Here is a 17,869-nt window from a genome sequence, read left to right as displayed (position 1 = left end):
ACCGTTTTCGTGAGGAAGTTTCAGGGAACAGCCGCTGGGCAGCCGCGCTGCAAGGAAGCGTAGGAATGGCTTCCGTTTCGACGGCCGAAGGGCGTGGTGGTGACCTTGAAAGTGACCGGTGACGAGCAAGGCGACTGGGCCGTCCTCCAGGTGTCGGGCGAACTGGACCTGGTGACCTCGCCGGTGCTGCGCCAGCACGTCCACGACGTGGTGGCCGAGGGACGCCACAACCTCGTCCTGGACCTGTCCGAGGTCCTGTTCTGCGACTCCTCCGGCGTCGGCGTGCTCATCGCGGCCCGCCGCCTCATCCGCTCCTGCCGGGGCAGCCTCCGGCTGATACTGCCCGCCCAGGGCGCGGTGGACGGCTCGCACGTCAACCGGGTGCTCGGAGCGCTCGGCGTGCGCCGGCTGTTCGAGGTCTACCCCGACGTGGCGGCGGCGGTCGCGGACGACGCCCGCCCCCTGTCGGCCTGAGCGCGCCCCCGTCCCCGGGGGGTCTGCCACACCCCCGTTCCGGTAAGTGCCCGGTTCTGCCACAACCGCCGCTTCGAGGCGCCCAGGCGGGCCGCGGCGTCGTACGCTCCGTGCGAGAAGCACCCCACGTGACGTTAGGCGGCCTGACACAACATGGTCAGCAGCGAGTACGAGCGCAGGATCGCGGCCCGGTTCGCCACCTTCGACCAGGACGGCAACGGGTACATCGACCGGGAGGACTTCAGCGCGGCGGCCAAGGCGCTGCTCGCCGAGTTCGGCACCCCGGCCCGGTCCGACAAGGGCCAGGCCCTGTACATCGGCGCCGAGGCGTTCTGGCAGGGCATGGCCGGGATCGCCGACCGCGACGGCGACCAGCGCATCACCCGCGAGGAGTTCGTCACCGGCGCGGTCAAGCGGCTGCGCGACAACCCCGACCGTTTCGCCGGGATCGCCCGGCCCTTCCTGCACGCGGCCCTCGCCGTGGCCGACACCGACGACGACGGGAAGGCCGGCGTCGACGACATCGCGCGGGTGCTCGTCCGCCTCGGCGCCCCGCGCGACACGGCCCGCACGGCGGCCGCCGGCCTCGACGCCGACGGCGACGGCACGGTGACCGAGGACGACGTCCTGACCGCCTTCGCCCGCTACTTCACGGTCCCGGAGTGAGCGTCCGGCCCTGACGTCGAGGGGTCCGAGAACCGCTCCCGCAAGCGGTACTTGAGGACCTTGCGCAGGGTCTCGTTGCGGGGCAGGGCGTCCACCACCTCCAGCCGCTCCGGCAGCTTGTGGGGGGACAGCCCTTCCCCGCGCAGGAACGACGTCAGCTCACGGAGGGTCAGCTCCGGTGCGTCCGGCGGCTGTTCGACGACCGCGCACACCCGCTCCCCGCGCTCGGTGTCCGGCAGCCCGATCACGGCCACGTCCCCGACGTCCGGGTGCCGGTGCAGCAGGTCCTCGATCTCCTTCGCCGAGATGTTCTCGCCCTTGCGGATGATCACGTCCTTCAGGCGTCCGGTGAGCACCAGGTGCCCGCTGCCGGTGGGGTGCCCGAGGTCGCCGGTACGCAGGAAGCCCTCCTCGTCGAAGGCCGCCGCGGTCTGCGCCGGGTCCAGATAGCCCCGGCACACGGCCTCCCCGCGCAGCCGCACCTCGCCGTCGACGATCCGTATCTCCATCTCCCGCGGCGGCCGCCCCTCGGTCGTCGCCAGGTTCTCCGCGGTGTCGTCCGGAGCGCCCATCGTGATCATCGGCACCTCGGTCATGCCGTAGCCGTGGGTGAGCTGCACGCCCATCTCCCGGACCACCGCGTGGTACAGCTCGGGCGGCTTCGGCGCCCCGCCGCCCGCCAGCAGCCGCAGGGAGGGGACGGCCTTCGTGCCGGGGGGCTGCCTGCGCTGCTCGGCCAGGAACATCGAGTAGAAGGCCGTGGAGCCCCCGGCGATCGTCACCCCGTGCCGGCGGTACCCGTCCAGCGCCTCCGGCAGCGCGAACTGCTCGAACAGCACGGCCGGGAAGCCGTACAGCAGCACCATCACCAGGTAGTCGGGGCCCCCGATGTGCGCGTACGGGAAGGCGATCGAGCCGACGTCGGCCGCCGTGGGCCGCAGCGCGTGTCCCAGGCAGGAGCCGCCCGCGATCAGCGAACGGTCGGTGTGCAGCACGCCCTTGGGGTCCGAGGTCGTCCCCGACGTCCAGTAGATCCAGCGCACCGAGGTGCCCTCGGCGGGCGGCGGCGGCAGGACGGCCGGATCGTCCTCGGGCAGGTCGTCGTACGCCGTGAGGACGCCCTTCGCGCCGAGACGCCGGGCCATCGCGGTGTGGTCGAAGCCCCGCCACTCGCCCGGCACCGCGAAGAACTCGGCCCGGGACTCGCGCAGCGCGAAACCGACCTCGCGGTCCCGGTAGAAGGGGATGACCGGCGACTGCACGGCGCCGAGCCGGGCCAGCGCGCAGGACAGCACGACCGTCTCGATCCGGGTGGGCAGCTGCCAGGCGACGACCGTGCCCGGGCGCACCCCGAGGCCGTACAGTCCGGCCGCCACCCGCTCGGCGCGGTCGCGCAGCGCGCCGAAGGTCAGCGTGCGGTCGTCCTGGAGCAGGGCCGGGCGGTCCGGGGTGCGGCGGGCGCGGGCGGCGAGCAGGTCCCACAGGGTCCGGGCGGAACCCAGGGTGTGCGCGGTGTCGTCCATGACGGCCCCCTGTTCGTGGCGCGGACCCCGTCCTTGCTGATGGTCCGTCAGATCATGCGCAGAGCGTAGGGCGGGACGCCTTGCCGGTCCAGGGGTGCGGGACCTAGCCTTCCCTTGCGGTATCTGACGCATCATCAGATGGAGGCCGTATGGACCTCACCCACACGCCGGAGGAGGAGGACTTCCGCGCCCGGCTGCGCACATGGCTGGCCGGGGTGCTCCCCACGCTCCCGCCTCCGCCGGCCCCGGACGACTGGCCCGGCCGGCGCGCCCACGACCTCGGTTGGCAACGCCGGCTGTACGACGCCGGGTACGGCGACGTCCACTGGGGCGCCTCCCCGACCGTGCGGCTGATCTTCCTGGAGGAGACCGAGCGGGCCGGCGCGCCCTATGTGGGCGCCTGCTTCGTCGGGCTGCTGCACGCCGGACCCACCATCGCCGCCGAGGGCACCGACGAGCAGCGGGCCCGCTGGCTGCCCCCGATCCTGCGCGGGGAGGAGGTCTGGTGCCAGGGCTTCAGCGAACCGGACGCCGGGAGCGACCTCGCGGCGCTGCGCACCCGCGCGCACCGGGACGGCGACGACTACGTGGTGAACGGCTCGAAGATCTGGACGTCCCATGCCGAGGTCGCCGACTGGTGCGAACTGCTGGTGCGCACCGACCCCGGCGCCCCCCGCCACCGCGGGATCAGCTGGCTGGCGATGCCCATGGACGCGCCCGGCGTCACCGTGCGGCCGCTGCGGACCCTGGCGGGCTCGGCCGAGTTCGCCGAGGTGTTCCTGGACGACGTGCGCGTGCCCGTCGCCCACCGGGTCGGCGCGGAGAACGACGGCTGGCGGGTGACCATGGTGACCCTGTCCTTCGAGCGCGGCACCGCCTTCGTGGGCGAGGTCGTGGCCTGCCGCCGGGTGCTGCGTGAACTGGCCGCCGAGGCCCGGCGCAACGGCCGCTGGGACGACCCCGCGCTGCGCCGCGCGCTGGGCAGGCTGCACGCCGAGTTCAGCGCGCTGTGGCGGCTGACGCAGTGGAACGTCGGGGAGGCGGAGCGCGGGCGCGGGGTCCCCGGTGTCACCGGATCGGTCCTCAAGCTGGCGTACTCGCACGCCCGTCAGCGGCTCTACGACATCGCGGCCGACTTGCTGGGCCCGCGGGCGCTGGACCTGGACCGGCCGTGGGTGCTCGACCGGCTGTCCTCGCTGTCGTACACCATCGCCGCCGGCACCTCGCAGATCCAGCGGAACATCGTGGCCGAGCGGATCCTCGGACTGCCGAAGGGGCGGTGAGCGGTGCGACTCCAACCCGACGAGGACCAGCGGGCGTTGCGCGACGGCGTACGGGAGCTGCTCGCGCGCCGGTTCGGCCCGCGGGAACTGAGGGACGCCGTGGAGCGGCCCGGCCTCCTGGACCGGAGGCTGTGGCGCGAGCTGGGCGCCGCCGGGTTCTTCGCGCTGCGCCTGCCCGAGGACGACGGGGGCGTCGGGCTCGGACTGCCCGAGGCGGTGCTGGCGTTCGAGGAGGCGGGCCGGGCGCTGCTGCCGGGCCCGCTGGTGGCCACGTACCTCGCGGCGGGCCGGGCGCCGGGTGCCGCCGAGGGGCACGCCGTCGTCACCGCCCCCATGGGCGGTCTGGTGGAGTGGCTGCGGGCGGCGGACGAGGTGCGCGGCGGCACCGCCGGCGCCGTGCCGATGCGCTCGGTCGATCCGCTCACCCCGCTGCACCGCCTGCCCGCGTCCGCCGCCCCGGACCCCGTCGCCGTCCTGCTCACCGCGGCCGAACAACTGGGCAGTGCCGGGCGCACGTGCGAGCTGGCCGTGCAACACGCCCGGACCCGCGAGCAGTTCGGACGGCCCATCGGGACCTTCCAGGCGGTGCAGCACCTGTGCGCGGACATGCTCGTGCGGACCCGGACGGCGCGGGCCGCCGTCCACGCGGCGGCCGTCACGGCCGACCCGGCCGACGTCCACGCCGCGCGGCTGCTCGCCGACGAGGCCGCCGTCCGGGGCGCCCGTGACTGTCTCCAGGTGCACGGCGGCATGGGATTCACCTGGGAGTTCGAGGTCCATCTGCATCTGAAGCGGGCCTGGGTCCGCACCTACCGTGCGGGGCCCACTACCGAGAGTGAGGAATTCATGGCGGCCGCATTGCTCGACGGAGACCCCTGAAACGCCGTGGTCTGCGCGGTCACGGAAAAGGCCCGTGTTGATGTCGCGGATCGTGGCATGCCGGAATCACAGAGCGTTGATATCGGCTTGTGTCCGGAGTGTGACTCGTCACGGGGCGGAGTCGGGCGTTCGCTCCGGTACCTTGTGTGAGATGCGAGTGGTTCAGAGTTCGAGCCATGCCGGAGCCGTCTGCGAGGCGGCTTCGTATCCGGCGGTGCTCGCCGCCGCTCGCCCGGCGTACAGGCCGTTCACCCAGGCCTGTTCGACTCTCCACGGCAAGCGTCGCACAGTATGCAGCAGAGGTAATCCTTCGCGCTGGAATATGCCCGAAGCGCTTGTTGGGGTGACTGTACGTCAACCATGCTGTCAGCCAAGGGATTCACGTTCCGTGACCCTGGCTTTGGCCATTGTTCTGGCCATGAAAAAAATGGCTAGGATCGTGGCCCTCGTGAGGCGCGGGGTCAAGTGTCCGCCGGTTCGGATGGTGTGAGCGGTGCAGGTGCTTCAAGTGCAGTTGGAGATCCGGCCCGATCCCGCTGAGGTGGGGCGAGCCAGGCGCTGGGCGCGCTCACGGCTCGCCGGCTCGGGGATAGAGGTCGACGAGCCGCTCGCCGAGACACTGATCCTGCTCGTCTCCGAACTCGTCACCAACGCCGTGGTGCACACCGGCTGTCCGGCCGTGCTCCGCCTCTCCCTGCCCGAGGCGCCGCAGGACTCCTCCACCGTCCGGCTCGAGGTGGCCGACCGCAGCGGCCGGGCGCCCGTGCCCCGCTGTGCCGACGGCGACGCGACGGGTGGGCGCGGGCTCGCCCTCGTCGACGGTCTCGCGGACCGGTGGGGCTGGACCTCCGAGGGGGCCGGCAAGCGGATCTGGTGCGAACTCGACCGGGGCGGCGAGCCGGATGCCGCCGTCACCGCCTGCGGGGGCGGAATCTCGGCGTACGAGGGGTTCGCGTACGAGGCGGTGTGACCGGCGCACACCGCGGTCGCCCGCCGTGGCCCGCGGGGCACGGATGCAGGGGGCGCCCCCTCGTGCGGTCCGGCGGCCCTCGATGCGCCCCGGTCCTGCTTCCGTGCGCGGTGTCCACAAAAAGGACGTAAGTAGCAAATCCCCGACAGGGTGTTGACGAGTCGTGTCCGTTTGATCACGCTTGTGGTCAGCGATTCGCCGCGAGGGGACGGCGAGGGCTTCGGTGACGGAGGTCCTTGCCGAGTGTGGGTCGTGTTTCGGCGGCGGTTCTCCAGGGCCAGGAGGGGCAGGCACGCCGGAGCCGGATGGCGGCGCGCGTGCCGCGCTCGGGGCGGCCGGGGCATCCCCGCCCGGTGGAGCCGGGAGTGGGGAAGCCGCGCCGCCAGCCGGCGTCAAGACGTGACCGTCAGAGAACCGCCACGGGGGCGACCGGGCTTCCCGTGCCGCCGACGAAGGGCTCGGGCGTCGCCGACAGCAGGAACGTGTGGCGGCCTTCTTGTCCACAGGCTGTGGACAACTCTTCGAGATTCCAGTTCTGGCCCTGCGGCATCCCCATCTCCACCAGGTCGAGCGCGTGCACGGGCAGCCACAGATCCTCCGTCTCGGGCGGGAAGACCTCGAAGGTGAGGGTGTCGTTGGCGACGGCCGCCACGTCGCGTGCGTGGAACCACTCCGGGGTGCGCACCGACAGGCCCGGGGACGGGTGGCCGTAGGCGTGCCGGTCCCCGGCGAGGCACAGCGCCATCTGGCCGGTCCGCACGAGCACGATGTCACCGGCGCGCACCCGCACGCCCGCCAGCTCCTCCGCCGCCTCCAGGTCCTCCGGCGTGACCGCGTGACCGCCGTCGAGCCTCGCCACCCCCCGCGCGCGGGCCACGTCGAGCAGCACCCCGCGCGAGACGATGTGCCGCGCCTTGTCGATCCCGTCGAAGCGGGCGCCGCCGTGCGCCGTGACACTGTCGGCGGGGCGGCCGTTGTAGAGCCGCCCGGAGTGCGAGACATGGGCGAGCGCGTCCCAGTGGGTGGCCGCCTGCAGTCCCATGACCACGGCGTCGTCGCTGCACGCGACGGTCCCCGGGCCGAAGATCTCCTGGTTGATCTGCACCATGGTGTGCAGCGGGTTGACCCGGCCGGGGATCATCCCGGTCTGCACGCCGTCCTGTTCGAGCGGCAGCGCGAGCGGGACGCGGCGGCCGGAGCGCACGCACGCCGCCGCCGCGCGGACCACCTCGTCGGTGATCAGGTTCAGCGTGCCGATCTCGTCGTCGGCGCCCCAGCGTCCCCAGTTGTTGACGCGCTGGGCGATCTCGTGGAACGCGTCCGGCAGCGACATGGGTCCTCCCCGGGTCTTGTCCCCGCGTATCCGGCGGGCCGTAGAATCAGAAATCTAACGGACCGTCAGAAACGGCGGGAAGGGGCCGGGGCATGGGGAACTTCTTGGCAGGCAAGGCCGTCGCCGTGACGGGCGCCGGGCGCGGCATCGGACGCGCGGTGGCGCTGGCGGCGGCCGCCGAGGGCGCCCGCGTGGTCGTCAACGACCACGGGGTGTCCGTGGACGGCGCCTCACCGACCAGCGAGATCGCCGAGTCCGTCGTCAAGGAGATCGAGGCCGCCGGCGGTGAGGCCGTCGCCGTGGCCGACGACATCTCCACGATGCCGGGCGGCCGGCGGGTGGTGGACACGGCCCTGTCGGCCTTCGGACGGCTCGACGGGGCGGTCTGCGTCGCCGGGATCCTGCGCGAGCGGATGCTGTTCAACATGACCGAGGACGAGTGGGACCCGGTCCTCGCCACCCACCTCAAGGGGACGTTCACCGTGTTCCGCGCCGCGTCGGCCGTGATGCGCGCGCAGCGGTCCGGCACCCTGATCGGATTCACCAGCGGCAACCACCAGGGCTCGGTGTCGCAGGCCAACTACAGCGCCGCCAAGGGCGGTGTCATCTCGCTCGTGCGCAGCGCCGCGCTCGGCCTGCACAAGTACGGCGTGACCGCGAACGCCGTGGCGCCCGTCGCCCGGACCCGGATGTCCGCCCAGGTGCCCCTGGAGCTGACCGACATCGGCGAGCCGGAGGACGTCGCGGCGTTCGTCGTCTACCTGCTGTCCGACGCGGCCCGCGAGCAGCAGGTCACCGGGCAGGTGTACACCGTCGCCGGTCCGCGGATCGCGGTGTGGGCGCAGCCCGCCGAACTGCGCTCCGTCCACGCCGAGGGGCCCTGGACGCCGGAGCGGATCGCCCGGGTGCTGCCGGGGACCGTGGGGACCGACCCGATGCCGATGCTGGCGCGGGTGGCGGCGGCCGAGGAGGCCGCGCGGCGCGGCGACCGGCCGAACGCGCGGTAGCGCGAGACGACTTCAGCGGTCCGGCGAGACGAGGAGGGGTCGTGGACTTCGCGTTCGGCGAGGAGGACGAGGCGTTCCGCGCGCAGGCCCGGTCATGGCTGGCCGGACATGTGGCGGGCGGGTGGGAACGGCGGGCCTGGGAGCGGGCCCTCGGCAAGGCCGGGTGGATCGGGCTCGGCTGGGGCGAGGGCGGGTACGGCAACCGGACGGCCACGCTGACCCAGCAGGTCGTGTGGGCCGAGGAGTACGCGCGCTCGGGCGCGCCGCCCCGCTCCGGGCACATCGGGGAGAAACTGCTCGCCCCCACGCTGCTCGCCCACGGCAGCGCGGAGCAGAAGGCCCGCTTCCTCCCCCCGGTCGCGCTCGGCGAGGAACTGTGGTGCCAGGGGTACAGCGAGCCCGGCGCGGGCTCCGACCTCGCAGGTGTCCGCACCCGGGCCGAACGGTGCCCGGACGGGACGTACCGGATCACCGGGCAGAAGATCTGGACGTCCCTCGCGCACGAGGCCGACTGGTGCTTCGTGCTGGCCCGCACCGATCCGGACTCCCGCCGCCACCACGGCCTGGGCTTCCTGCTCGTGCCCATGGACCAGCCGGGGCGCGTCGAGGTCCGCCCGATCCGGCAGCTGACCGGGACCAGCGACTTCAACGAGGTCTTCTTCGACGGCGCCCAGGCGCGCGCGGAGCACCTCGTCGGGGGCGAGGGCGCGGGCTGGACGGTCGCCATGAGCCTCCTCGGGTTCGAGCGCGGCGTCTCCACGCTCGCCCAGCAGATCGGGTTCGCCGGGGAGTTGGCCCGGGTCGTGCGCGAGGCCGTGGACCGCGGTGCGGTGGACGATCCGGTGATACGCGAGCAACTGGTACGGCAGTGGGCGGAGCTGCGGGTCATGCGGTGGCACGCCCTGCGGACCCTGGGCGGCACGGGGGACGCGGGGGCGCCCAGCGTGGCCAAGCTGCTGTGGGGCGGCTGGCACCAGCGGCTCGGGGAGCTGGCGATGCGGGTCCGGGGCGCGGCGGCCGGCGCCGGGCCAAGGGACTGGACGCCCTCGGCGCCGTACACGCTCGACGACGTGCAGCGGGGGTTCCTGTTCTCGCGGGCCGACACCATCTACGGCGGGTCGGACCAGGTGCAGCGCACGATCATCGCCGAGCGGGTGCTCGGTCTGCCCAGGGAGCCCAAGGGGGGCGTCTGATGCGCGGAGTCCTGTTCGACGGCGAGCGGGCCGAGGTCGTGGACGACCTGGAGGTTCGGGACCCGGGGCCCGGCGAGGTGCTGGTCGCCGTCGCGGCGGCCGGTCTGTGCCACAGCGATCTGTCCGTGGTGGACGGGACCATACCGTTCCCCGTCCCCGTGGTGCTCGGCCATGAGGGCGCGGGCGTCGTGGAGGCGGTCGGTGTGGGCGTCACCCATGTCGTGCCCGGTGACCATGTCGTGCTGTCCACGCTGGCCAACTGCGGTACGTGCGCCGAGTGCGACCGGGGACGGCCCACCATGTGCCGGCGGGCCATAGGGCGGCCGGAACGGCCGTTCCGGCGCGGTGGCCGACCGGTGTTCCAGTTCGCCGCCAACTCGGCCTTCGCGGAACGGACCGTGGTGAAGGCCGTCCAGGCGGTGCCCGTGCCCAAGGACATCCCGCTGCCCGGGGCCGCGCTCATCGGCTGCGGGGTGCTCACCGGGGTCGGGGCGGTGCTGAACCGGGCCCGGGTCGACCGGGGCGACCGGGTCGTCGTGATCGGCACCGGTGGGGTCGGGCTCAACGTCGTCCAGGGCGCCCGGATCGCCGGGGCGCTGCGGATCGTGGCCGTGGACGCCCACCCGGCGAAGGAGGAGACGGCCCGGCGGTTCGGGGCCACGGACTTCCTGACCTCGGTGGACGGGGTGCGGGAGCTGCTGCCGGACGGGGCCGACCACGTCTTCGAGTGCGTGGGCCGCGTCGAGCTGATCCGGGCCGCCGTCGACCTGCTCGACCGGCACGGGCAGGCCGTGCTGCTCGGGGTGCCGCCCGCCACCGCCGAGGCGTCCTTCCTCGTCTCCTCGATGTACCTGGACAAGGCGATCCTCGGCTGCCGGTACGGCTCGTCGCGGCCCCAGCGGGACATCGCGCTGTACGCGGAGCTGTACCGCGCGGGCCGGCTGCTGCTGGACGAGCTGGTGACGCGGACCTACCCGGTGGAGGACTTCGCGCGGGCGGCGGCGGACGCGGCGGCGGGGAAGGTGGCACGGGGTGTGCTGACCTTCTGAAGTGCCGCCGCGGGACGGTGGTTCGTCCGGGTCCGGACGGTGGCGGGAGAGTTTTCCACAGGCCCGGAAATCGGCTGCCGTGCTGTCGGTGCCGGGACCTACCGTCGACTCCATGACCTATCGAGACGTCGCCTCCAGGCAGGTCCTGGTGTGGGCCGGCACCGCCGTCGCCGCGCGGATGCCGGTCGCCATGACGCCGCTGGCGCTGGTGTTCCTGGTCCGGGAGCGGCCCGGCGGCTACAGCCTGGGCGCGGCGCTCGCGGCGGCCTATGTGCTCGGCGAGATCGTCGCCGCGCCCGTCCTGGGCACCCGCCTGGACCCGGCCCGCGGGCGGCGCCAGCTGACCGCCGGACTCGCGGGCGGCGCCCTGGGGTTCACCGGGCTCGGGGTCTTCGCCGGGTCGCACGCCGTGGTGCTCGGCGTGTTCGCGTTCCTGGCCGGGGCCGCCCCGTCCGCCGCCGCCGGAGGGCAGCGCGCGCTGCTGACCTTCCTGGTGCCCGAGCGTGCCGTGGCGCAGGCGCTGTCCGCGGAGTCGATGCTGATGTCCGGCGTGTGGGCGGTCTCGCCGGTCGCGGTCGCCGGCCTGGCCCTCGCCTGGGCGCCCCGGGTGCCGCTGCTCCTCGCGGCCGTCCTGATGGCGCTGTCCGTGGCCGGTCACCGGCTGCTGCCCGCGGGCTGGGCGAAGGAGGGGCAGGGCGGCCGGGCGAACCGGGTGCGGCCCCGTGTGCTGCTGGGCGCCTGGCCGGTGTACGTCACGGGCGCCGCCAGCATCACCCTGCTCGGCCTGGTCGAACTGACCCTGCCCGCCCTGCTGGAGCAGCGCGGGATCGGCGTGGGCTGGTCGGGTCCGCTGCTGGCGGGCATGGCGGTGGGGTCGGGCGCCGGGGCGTTCGTGTACGGACTGCGGGCGTGGCCGGGGCGGTTGCGCTCGCGGAGCGTGGCGCTGATGTGCGGGATGTCGGTGTTCGTGGCGCTGCTCGCGCTGATACCGGAGGGGCCGGGCATGGCGGTCGCCCTGGTCCTCGCGGGCATCCTCCAGTCCGGCGCGCTGATCACCCGCAATCTGTCGCTGCGGGACGCGCTGCCGCCGGGCGCGCTGGCCGCCGGCTACTCCGTGCTGTACGCGGCCGCGGGCGCCGGGTACGCGGCGACGGGGTCGCTGGCGGGTGCCCTGCTCCGGGTGGTGGCGCCGTCCACGGCGGTCCTGGCCGGGGTCGGTCTGACGCTGCTGCTGACCGCGCTGGGCTGGTGGGGGGAGGCCCGGCGGGAGCGGTCACCGGCTGCCGGTGGCCTCCAGGCACGCCCCGCCGCCCGCGCGGAAGGTGCGCCGGTAGCTGGTGGGGGTGACCCCGAGCGCAGCCTGTAGGTGCTGGCGCATCGACTGGGCGGTGCCGAAGCCGGACCGCGCGGCCACCTGGTCGACGGAGAGGCCGGTGGTCTCCAGCAGGTGCCGGGCCCGTTCGACCCGCTGCCGGGTCAGCCACTGGCCGGGGCTGACGCCGGCCTCCTCGCGGAATCGCCGGGTGAAGGTGCGCACCGACATGGACTCCTGGTCGGCCATGTCCCGTAGCTGGATCGGCTCGTGGAGGTGGGCCAGGGCCCAGGCGCGGGCCGCCGTCGTGGAGGACTGCTGCGGGTCGGGGACCGGGCGGGCGATGTACTGGGCCTGCCCGCCGTCGCGGTGCGGCGGCACCACCATGGTGCGGGCCACGTCGTTGGCGACCGCGGTGCCGTGGTCGCGGCGGACCATGTGCAGGCACAGGTCGATCCCGGCGGCGACCCCGGCCGACGTCAGCACGTCGCCGTCGTCGATGAACAGCACGTCGGCGTCGACGTCGATGGCCGGGAACAGCTCCTGGAGGCGCCGGGCGTGGGCCCAGTGGGTGGTCGCCCGGCGGCCGTCCAGCAGGCCGGCCGCGGCCAGGACGTAGACGCCGGTGCAGATGGAGGCGAGCCGGGTGCCGGGCCGGACCTGGGCGAGAGCGGCGGCCACATCGGTGGGCAGGACGCCCTGCTCGAAGACCGGTTCGAGCTCGCGCGACGCCGGGACGACCACGGTGTCCGCGGTGGCCAGGGCCTCCGGGCCGTGCTCGACCTGGAGGGCGAAGTCGGCGTCGGTGCGCACGGGTCCGGGCGGCCGGGCGGAACAGGTGACGACCTCGTACAGCGGCCGGCCCTCGGCGTCCCGGGGGCGGCCGAAGACGCGGTGCGGGATGCCCAGTTCGAAGGGGATCGCCCCGTCCAGGGCGAGCACGGCGACCCGGTGGGGCCCTGGCCCCGGGCGGGAGTCCGTCGGGGTCTCGGGGCTCGGCTCATGGGGCATGGCCCGATCCTAGCGAATGCTGTCCTTCGGGCCAATGGAATCAACGACGCGCAGGCCCGAAGCTCGTGGACGTGACTCAGACGACCCCCGCACGGCACGACATCGCCGCCCCGGACGCCTCCGCCGCCGGGTCGCCGTCGCCGCGCCGGCCGCGTGTCCACCGCGCCTGGTTCGTCGCCGCGGTCGCCTTCGTGACGATCCTCGGCGCGGCCGCCTTCCGCTCCCTGCCGGGCCTGCTCATCGATCCGCTCAACGACGACTTCGGCTGGTCGCGCGGCACGATCGGGGCGGCCGTCTCCATCAACCTGGCGCTGTACGGCCTGACCGCCCCCTTCGCCGCCGCGCTGATGGACCGGTTCGGCATCCGTCGGGTCGTCGCGGTGGCCCTCGTGCTGATCGCGGCCGGGTCGGGGCTGACCTACTGGATGACGGCGGCCTGGCAACTGCTGCTGTGCTGGGGCCTGCTCGTGGGTCTCGGCACCGGTTCGATGGCGCTGGCGTTCGCCGCCACGGTCACCAACCGCTGGTTCACCGAGCGCCGGGGCCTGGTCACCGGCATCCTCACCGCCGCCTCCGCCTCCGGTCAGCTGGTCTTCCTGCCGCTGCTGGCCTGGATGGTGGAGGAGCACACCTGGAAGCCGGCCGTCGTCACCGTGGCGCTCACGGCGCTCGCGGTCATCCCCTTCGTCTGGCTGCTGCTGCGCGACCACCCGGCCGACGTGGGCCTCGCCCCCTACGGCGCCACGGAGTTCGTGCCCAAGCCGCCGCCCGCGCCGGGCGCCGCCCGCCGGGCCGTGACCGTCCTCCTCTCGGCGGCCCGCACGGGCCCCTTCTGGCTGCTGGCGGGCACCTTCGCGATCTGCGGCGCCTCCACCAACGGCCTGATCCAGACCCACTTCGTGCCCGCCGCCCACGACCACGGCATGCCGATCACGGCCGCCGCCTCCCTGCTCGCGGTGATCGGTGTCTTCGACGTCGTCGGCACGGTGTTCTCCGGCTGGCTCACCGACCGCTTCGAACCGCGCCGGCTGCTCGCGGTGTACTACGCCCTGCGCGGTGTCTCGCTGCTGTTCCTGCCGATGCTGCTCGCCCCGGGCGTCCACCCGCCGATGCTCTTCTTCATCGTCTTCTACGGTCTCGACTGGGTGGCCACCGTCCCGCCCACCGTCGCCCTGTGCCGGGAGCAGTACGGCGAGGACAGCGCCATCGTCTTCGGCTGGGTTCTCGCCTCCCACCAGCTCGGCGCGGCGCTGGTGGCGTACCTCGGCGGGCTCGCGCGGGACGTGTTCGGCACCTACGACATGGTCTGGTACGCGTCCGGCGCCCTGTGCGCGGCGGCGGCGCTGATGGCCCTGGTGATCCGGCGGCGTCCGGTGCCGGCCGTCCCGGCCCTCTGACGCGCGGTCAACGGAACCGGCCCCGGTGGAAGAGCAGCGGAGCCCCGTCCCCGTCGCGCGCGCCCAGGGCGTCGACCCGCCCGACGACGATGAGGTGGTCGCCGCCCGGGTGCACCGCGTGGACCGCGCAGTCGATCCACGCGAGCGTGTCCGCGAGGCGCGGGGAGCCGGAGACCGGGGCCCGGTCGTAGCGGACCCCGGCGAACTTGTCGGCGCCGCTTACCGCGAAGGCGCGGCACAGCTCCTCCTGACCGGCGGCCAGCACGTTGACGCAGAAGACGCCCGCGCGGGCGATGCGCGGCCATGTCGTCGACGTCCGGCCGGCCATGAAGGCGACCAGCGGGGGGTCGAGGGACAGGGACGCGAAGGACTGGCAGGCGAATCCGGCGGGGCGGTGCGGGGCCGCGGCGTCCGCCGGGGCCGTGACGACCACCACGCCGGTCGCGAAGGTCCCCAGCACCCGCCGGAACACGTCCTGCGGGACCGGCGCCCGCTCGTCCTCGCGGACGCAGCGCAGCGCGGGGCGCGGTGGCGCCGGGGCGGGCGGTGCCCCGGCCGGGCGGAGGTGGCGGACGGCGGCGGCCGCCATCCCTGCGTGTCCCATCACACCGGACATTGAAACTGACGGTTCGTCAGATAGGAAGCCCCGTGCGGTGGAGAGATGTCAGCGCCCCCGGAACGTCGGGCTCCTGCGCTCCGCGAAGGCCGCCAGGCCCTCCGACGCGTCCTCGGTCGTCAGGTTGATCTCCTGCGCGGCCGCCTCCGCCGCGAACGCGCCCGCGCGGTCGCTGTCCCAGGAGGCGTTGACGAGCTGCTTGGTGAGGGCCAGCGCCCGGGTCGGGCCCGCCGCCAGGCGCGCGGCCCAGTCGCCGGCCGCGCCTTCCAGCTCCCCGTCGGGGACGACCCGGTTGACCAGGCCCAGCCGCTCGGCATCCGCCGCGGACAGGGCGTCGCCGAGGAACATCAGCTCCTTGGCGCGGTGCGGGCCGACGAGCCGGGGGAGGAGGTAGGCGCCGCCGCCGTCCGGGACGAGACCACGCCGTACGAAGACCTCGACGAACCGCGCGGACTCCGCGGCCAGCACCAGGTCGCAGGCGAGCGCCAGATGGACGCCGAGGCCGGCCGCGGTCCCGTTCACCGCCGCGACCACCGGCTTCTCGCAGTCCAGCACGGCCGCGACCAGCCGCTGGGCGCCGAGCCGGAGCGTGCGCGCCACGTCCCCGGGCCGCCGCGCCCCGCCCGCCGACCCGCCCCGCAGGTCCGCCCCGGCACAGAACGCGCGCCCGGTGCCGGTGAGGACGACGGCCCGCACCTCCGGGTCCGCTGAGGCGCCGGCGAGCAGGTCGACGACCCGGTCGCGCTGACCGGGCGTGAGGGCGTTCAGCGCCTCGGGGCGGTCCAGCGTGATCCGGCACACCCCGTCCTCGCGGGAGTGCCGTACCCACAGGTCGAGCGGGTCCGGTCCGGTCGCCATGTCAGCGGCACACCACGAGCGCGTCGAGCGCCACCGCGCCCTGCCCCCGGGGCAGCACCATCAGCGGGTTGACGTCCAGCTCCGCGAGCTCGTCGCCGAGTTCGAGCGCCATCCGCTGCACCCGCAGCACGACCTCCACGAGCGCGTCGAGGTCGGCCGGGGGCCGGCCCCGGACCCCGTCGAGCAGGGCCCGGCCCCGCAGTTCGGCGCACATCCGGCGGACCTGCTCCTCGCCGAAGGGCGGCACCCGGACCGCCGTGTCGCGCAGGACCTCCACCAGCACCCCGCCCAGCCCGAGCGTCACCGTGGGCCCGAACAGCTCGTCGTGCGAGGCGCCCACCACCATCTCCACGCCCCGTTCCACCATCTGGCAGACCAGCACGCCGTCCAGCGCGATGTCCTCGTAGCGGGCGATGTCGGTCAGCTCGCGGTAGGCGTCCCGGACCTGGCTGGCCGAGGTCAGGCCGATCCTGACCAGGCCCAGCTCGCTCTTGTGGGCGATCCGCGCGCCGGACGCCTTCATCACCACCGGGTAGCCCACCAGGCCCGCCGCGCGCACGGCCGCCGCCGCGCTGGTCACCAGCTGTTCGCGCGGGACCCGGATGCCGTACGCCCGCAGCAGCTGCTTCGCCGCGTGCTCGCTCAGCTGCTGTCCCGGGCGCAGGAGGGCCCGCGCCTTGCGGCTCGACGGCGAGGGGGTGCGGGGCGCCTCGTCGAAGGGGGAGCGGTAGCCGGTGACGAACCGGTGGTGGTCGAGGTGGGCGCGGACGGCGGAGACGCAGTTGGCGACCGTGCGGAAGGTGACCACGCGCGAGGAGCCGAGCAGGATCTCGCGGTAGGCCCGCTCGGTGCCGACCGGCGACCCCCACACCACGCACACCAGCTTGTCCGTCCGCTCGGCGGCGTCCACCAGGTCCTGGGCGAGCCGGTCGCTCAGCGGCGGGAACGGCCCGGTGACCGGGCAGATCAGCACCCCCACCGAGGGGTCGTCGAGGATCGCGTCGATGATCTTGCGGCCGCGCTCGTCGCCGACCGGGTGCCCGCCGCTGTCGACCGGGTTCGCCACGCTCAGATACCCGGGTATCCACTGGTGCAGCTCGGCCTGCCGGGCCTGCGACAGGACCGGCAGGCGCAGCCCCGCCCCGGCCGCGAGGTCGGCCACGTGGGCGCCCGTGCCGCCGGAGATCGAGTAGACGACGACGCCGTCGGCGCGCGGCGGGCGGGCGCGGGCCAGCAGAGTGGCGGTGTCCTGGAGTTCGTCCAGGCCGTCGACCCGGATCACGCCGTACTGGCGCAGGGCCGCGTCCACCACCGCGTCCGCGCCCGTCAGCCGGCCGGTGTGGGAGGCGGCCGTGCGGGCGCCCGCCTCGGTGCGGCCCACCTTGACCGCGACCACGGGCACCTTGCGGCGGGCCGCGCGGTCGGCGGCGAGCAGGAAGGCGCGGCCGTCCTTGATGCCCTCGACATAGGCGGCGATGACGCCGACCTCGGGCCGCTCGGCGAAGTAGGAGAGGAAGTCGGCCGTCGTCAGGTCGGCCTCATTGCCGGTGGGCGCCCAGTGGGACAGGCGCACGCCCAGCTCCTGGAGCGCGAAGACGGGGCGGCCCTGGTGCCCGGACTGGGTGATGAGCGCGATCGCGGGCCCGTCCAGGTCGTCGCGGAACCGCTCGAAGGCGTTCAGGTTGGTGTTGGGCCCGAGCAGCCGCAGCCCGGACCGCTCGACGGCGGCGGCGAGCCGGGCCTGCGCGACCGCGCCCTCCTCGCCGGTCTCCGCGAACCCGGAGGCGAAGACGACGGCGAACTTCACCTTCGTCCCGGCCAGTTCCTCGATCACCGGCAGCGGGTCGGCGACCAGCAGCACGGCCAGGTCCACCTGTTCGGGCAGGTCGGCGACCGACGGGACGCAGGGGATGCCGAAGACGGACGGGCGGGCCGGGTGCACGGGGTGGAGGCGGGCGCCGGTCCGCCCGGCCCAGTCGACCAGCCGGCGGGTGATCCCCGTGTTCGGGCGCCCCTCGGCGTCGGAGGCGCCGATCACGGCCAGTGACTCAGGCCGGAAGAGGCGGTCCAGGTCGGGTACGTCGCAGTACAGCGGACGGCCGCTGACGTCGAGGTCGTCGGGCTCGGCGGGCCGGCCGTGGACGGCGGGAGCGGGCTGCTCGCCGCACGCGACGACGCGGCCCCGGCGGGAGTCGGTGGTGAGGGTGCCGTGGGTTGATCCAAGCATCGGTCCGCCCGTCCCTGGGTGACAGCGATTAACTGACGCAGTGTCAGATTAAATGAACTGACACTCCGTCA

General features: G+C 74.2%; 16 protein-coding genes. 10 read left to right on the top strand and 6 right to left on the bottom strand.

Annotated features, from left to right (window positions below; all coding sequences use genetic code 11):
- Positions 1-93: 93 nt before the first annotated feature.
- Together ACFRAC_RS22800 and ACFRAC_RS22795 are read left to right on the top strand one after the other, a co-directional pair.
- Entirely contained in the window at positions 94-474 is a 381-nt protein-coding gene (locus ACFRAC_RS22800; protein WP_382926556.1) for an STAS domain-containing protein, read from the top strand.
- 153 nt (positions 475-627) lie between these two features.
- Positions 628-1,140 (top strand): EF-hand domain-containing protein, encoded by a 513-nt coding sequence (locus ACFRAC_RS22795; RefSeq protein ID WP_382926553.1) that lies wholly within the window; start codon positions 628-630, stop codon positions 1,138-1,140.
- Here ACFRAC_RS22795 and ACFRAC_RS22790 read toward each other — a convergent pair.
- Entirely contained in the window at positions 1,119-2,663 is a 1,545-nt protein-coding gene (locus ACFRAC_RS22790) for a class I adenylate-forming enzyme family protein (protein ID WP_382926550.1), read from the bottom strand. The two genes, ACFRAC_RS22795 and ACFRAC_RS22790, sit on opposite strands and share 22 nt — an antisense overlap.
- A 149-nt stretch (positions 2,664-2,812) precedes the next feature.
- Here ACFRAC_RS22790 and ACFRAC_RS22785 point away from each other — a divergent pair, with 149 nt between their 5' ends.
- From ACFRAC_RS22785 to ACFRAC_RS22775, 3 genes are all read left to right on the top strand, one after another.
- A complete protein-coding gene (locus ACFRAC_RS22785) occupies positions 2,813-3,946 on the top strand; it encodes an acyl-CoA dehydrogenase family protein (protein ID WP_382926547.1) in 1,134 nt (377 codons plus the stop codon).
- A gap of 3 nt (positions 3,947-3,949) precedes the next feature.
- A complete protein-coding gene (locus ACFRAC_RS22780) occupies positions 3,950-4,825 on the top strand; it encodes an acyl-CoA dehydrogenase family protein (RefSeq protein WP_382926546.1) in 876 nt (291 codons plus the stop codon).
- A gap of 508 nt (positions 4,826-5,333) precedes the next feature.
- Complete coding sequence (locus ACFRAC_RS22775; RefSeq protein WP_382926596.1) at positions 5,334-5,795, top strand: ATP-binding protein; 462 nt, start codon at positions 5,334-5,336, stop codon at positions 5,793-5,795.
- Positions 5,796-6,201: 406 nt separating this feature from the next.
- On the opposite strand, the gene ACFRAC_RS22770 is transcribed toward ACFRAC_RS22775, so the two are convergent.
- The gene (locus tag ACFRAC_RS22770; RefSeq protein ID WP_382926544.1) at positions 6,202-7,128 is read right to left on the bottom strand and encodes a cyclase family protein; all 927 of its coding nucleotides are present in this window, start codon (positions 7,126-7,128) and stop codon (positions 6,202-6,204) included.
- Between the two features lie 92 nt (positions 7,129-7,220).
- On the opposite strand from ACFRAC_RS22770, the gene ACFRAC_RS22765 reads away from it, so the two are divergent.
- The 4 genes from ACFRAC_RS22765 (at position 7,221) to ACFRAC_RS22750 (ending at position 11,743) form a co-directional block, all read left to right on the top strand.
- Positions 7,221-8,135, top strand: coding sequence for an SDR family oxidoreductase (locus ACFRAC_RS22765; RefSeq protein ID WP_382926540.1), 915 nt, complete (start codon positions 7,221-7,223; stop codon positions 8,133-8,135).
- Between the two features lie 41 nt (positions 8,136-8,176).
- Positions 8,177-9,328, top strand: a complete 1,152-nt coding sequence (locus ACFRAC_RS22760) for an acyl-CoA dehydrogenase family protein (protein WP_382926537.1) — start codon at positions 8,177-8,179, stop codon at positions 9,326-9,328.
- Complete coding sequence (locus tag ACFRAC_RS22755; protein ID WP_382926536.1) at positions 9,328-10,377, top strand: alcohol dehydrogenase catalytic domain-containing protein; 1,050 nt, start codon at positions 9,328-9,330, stop codon at positions 10,375-10,377. Before ACFRAC_RS22760 ends, ACFRAC_RS22755 begins: the two co-directional genes overlap by 1 nt.
- Positions 10,378-10,489: 112 nt before the next feature.
- Positions 10,490-11,743, top strand: coding sequence for an MFS transporter (locus ACFRAC_RS22750; RefSeq protein WP_382926533.1), 1,254 nt, complete (start codon positions 10,490-10,492; stop codon positions 11,741-11,743).
- Here ACFRAC_RS22750 and ACFRAC_RS22745 read toward each other — a convergent pair.
- Positions 11,651-12,700 (bottom strand): GlxA family transcriptional regulator, encoded by a 1,050-nt coding sequence (locus ACFRAC_RS22745; protein ID WP_382926530.1) that lies wholly within the window; start codon positions 12,698-12,700, stop codon positions 11,651-11,653. The two genes, ACFRAC_RS22750 and ACFRAC_RS22745, sit on opposite strands and share 93 nt — an antisense overlap.
- A gap of 71 nt (positions 12,701-12,771) precedes the next feature.
- Between ACFRAC_RS22745 and ACFRAC_RS22740 the strand changes: the two genes are divergently transcribed.
- Positions 12,772-14,097 (top strand): MFS transporter, encoded by a 1,326-nt coding sequence (locus ACFRAC_RS22740; protein ID WP_382926527.1) that lies wholly within the window; start codon positions 12,772-12,774, stop codon positions 14,095-14,097.
- A 7-nt stretch (positions 14,098-14,104) separates the two neighbouring features.
- On the opposite strand, the gene ACFRAC_RS22735 is transcribed toward ACFRAC_RS22740, so the two are convergent.
- From ACFRAC_RS22735 to ACFRAC_RS22725, 3 genes are read right to left on the bottom strand one after another with little or no spacing between them, the layout of a single operon-like run.
- Positions 14,105-14,701: a flavin reductase family protein gene (locus tag ACFRAC_RS22735; RefSeq protein ID WP_361341360.1), complete on the bottom strand. Its 597-nt coding sequence runs from the start codon at positions 14,699-14,701 to the stop codon at positions 14,105-14,107.
- Positions 14,702-14,761: 60 nt separating this feature from the next.
- Positions 14,762-15,571, bottom strand: a complete 810-nt coding sequence (locus tag ACFRAC_RS22730) for an enoyl-CoA hydratase/isomerase family protein (protein ID WP_382926523.1) — start codon at positions 15,569-15,571, stop codon at positions 14,762-14,764.
- A gap of 1 nt (position 15,572) precedes the next feature.
- Positions 15,573-17,798: an acetate--CoA ligase family protein gene (locus ACFRAC_RS22725; RefSeq protein WP_382926521.1), complete on the bottom strand. Its 2,226-nt coding sequence runs from the start codon at positions 17,796-17,798 to the stop codon at positions 15,573-15,575.
- Positions 17,799-17,869 lie beyond the last annotated feature (71 nt).

It is taken from the genome of Streptomyces sp. NPDC056628 (assembly GCF_042792555.1).
Taxonomy (GTDB): Bacteria; Actinomycetota; Actinomycetes; order Streptomycetales; family Streptomycetaceae; genus Streptomyces.
The sequence above is the reverse complement of the archived record's forward strand: the minus strand, read 5'-3'. Positions and strand labels throughout refer to the sequence as shown.

Excerpts from the sequence above, each read along its gene's own strand:
- ACFRAC_RS22765 (WP_382926540.1), top strand. The coding sequence starts at position 7,221 with ATGGGGAACTTCTTGGCAGGCAAGGCCGTCGCCGTGACGGGCGCCGGG.
- ACFRAC_RS22785 (WP_382926547.1), top strand. The coding sequence starts at position 2,813 with ATGGACCTCACCCACACGCCGGAGGAGGAGGACTTCCGCGCCCGGCTG.
- ACFRAC_RS22745 (WP_382926530.1), bottom strand. The coding sequence starts at position 12,700 with ATGCCCCATGAGCCGAGCCCCGAGACCCCGACGGACTCCCGCCCGGGG.
- ACFRAC_RS22795 (WP_382926553.1), top strand. The coding sequence starts at position 628 with ATGGTCAGCAGCGAGTACGAGCGCAGGATCGCGGCCCGGTTCGCCACC.
- ACFRAC_RS22730 (WP_382926523.1), bottom strand. The coding sequence starts at position 15,571 with ATGGCGACCGGACCGGACCCGCTCGACCTGTGGGTACGGCACTCCCGC.
- ACFRAC_RS22755 (WP_382926536.1), top strand. The coding sequence starts at position 9,328 with ATGCGCGGAGTCCTGTTCGACGGCGAGCGGGCCGAGGTCGTGGACGAC.
- ACFRAC_RS22770 (WP_382926544.1), bottom strand. The coding sequence starts at position 7,128 with ATGTCGCTGCCGGACGCGTTCCACGAGATCGCCCAGCGCGTCAACAAC.
- ACFRAC_RS22735 (WP_361341360.1), bottom strand. The coding sequence starts at position 14,701 with ATGGGACACGCAGGGATGGCGGCCGCCGCCGTCCGCCACCTCCGCCCG.
- ACFRAC_RS22790 (WP_382926550.1), bottom strand. The coding sequence starts at position 2,663 with ATGGACGACACCGCGCACACCCTGGGTTCCGCCCGGACCCTGTGGGAC.
- ACFRAC_RS22725 (WP_382926521.1), bottom strand. The coding sequence starts at position 17,798 with ATGCTTGGATCAACCCACGGCACCCTCACCACCGACTCCCGCCGGGGC.
- ACFRAC_RS22750 (WP_382926533.1), top strand. The coding sequence starts at position 10,490 with ATGACCTATCGAGACGTCGCCTCCAGGCAGGTCCTGGTGTGGGCCGGC.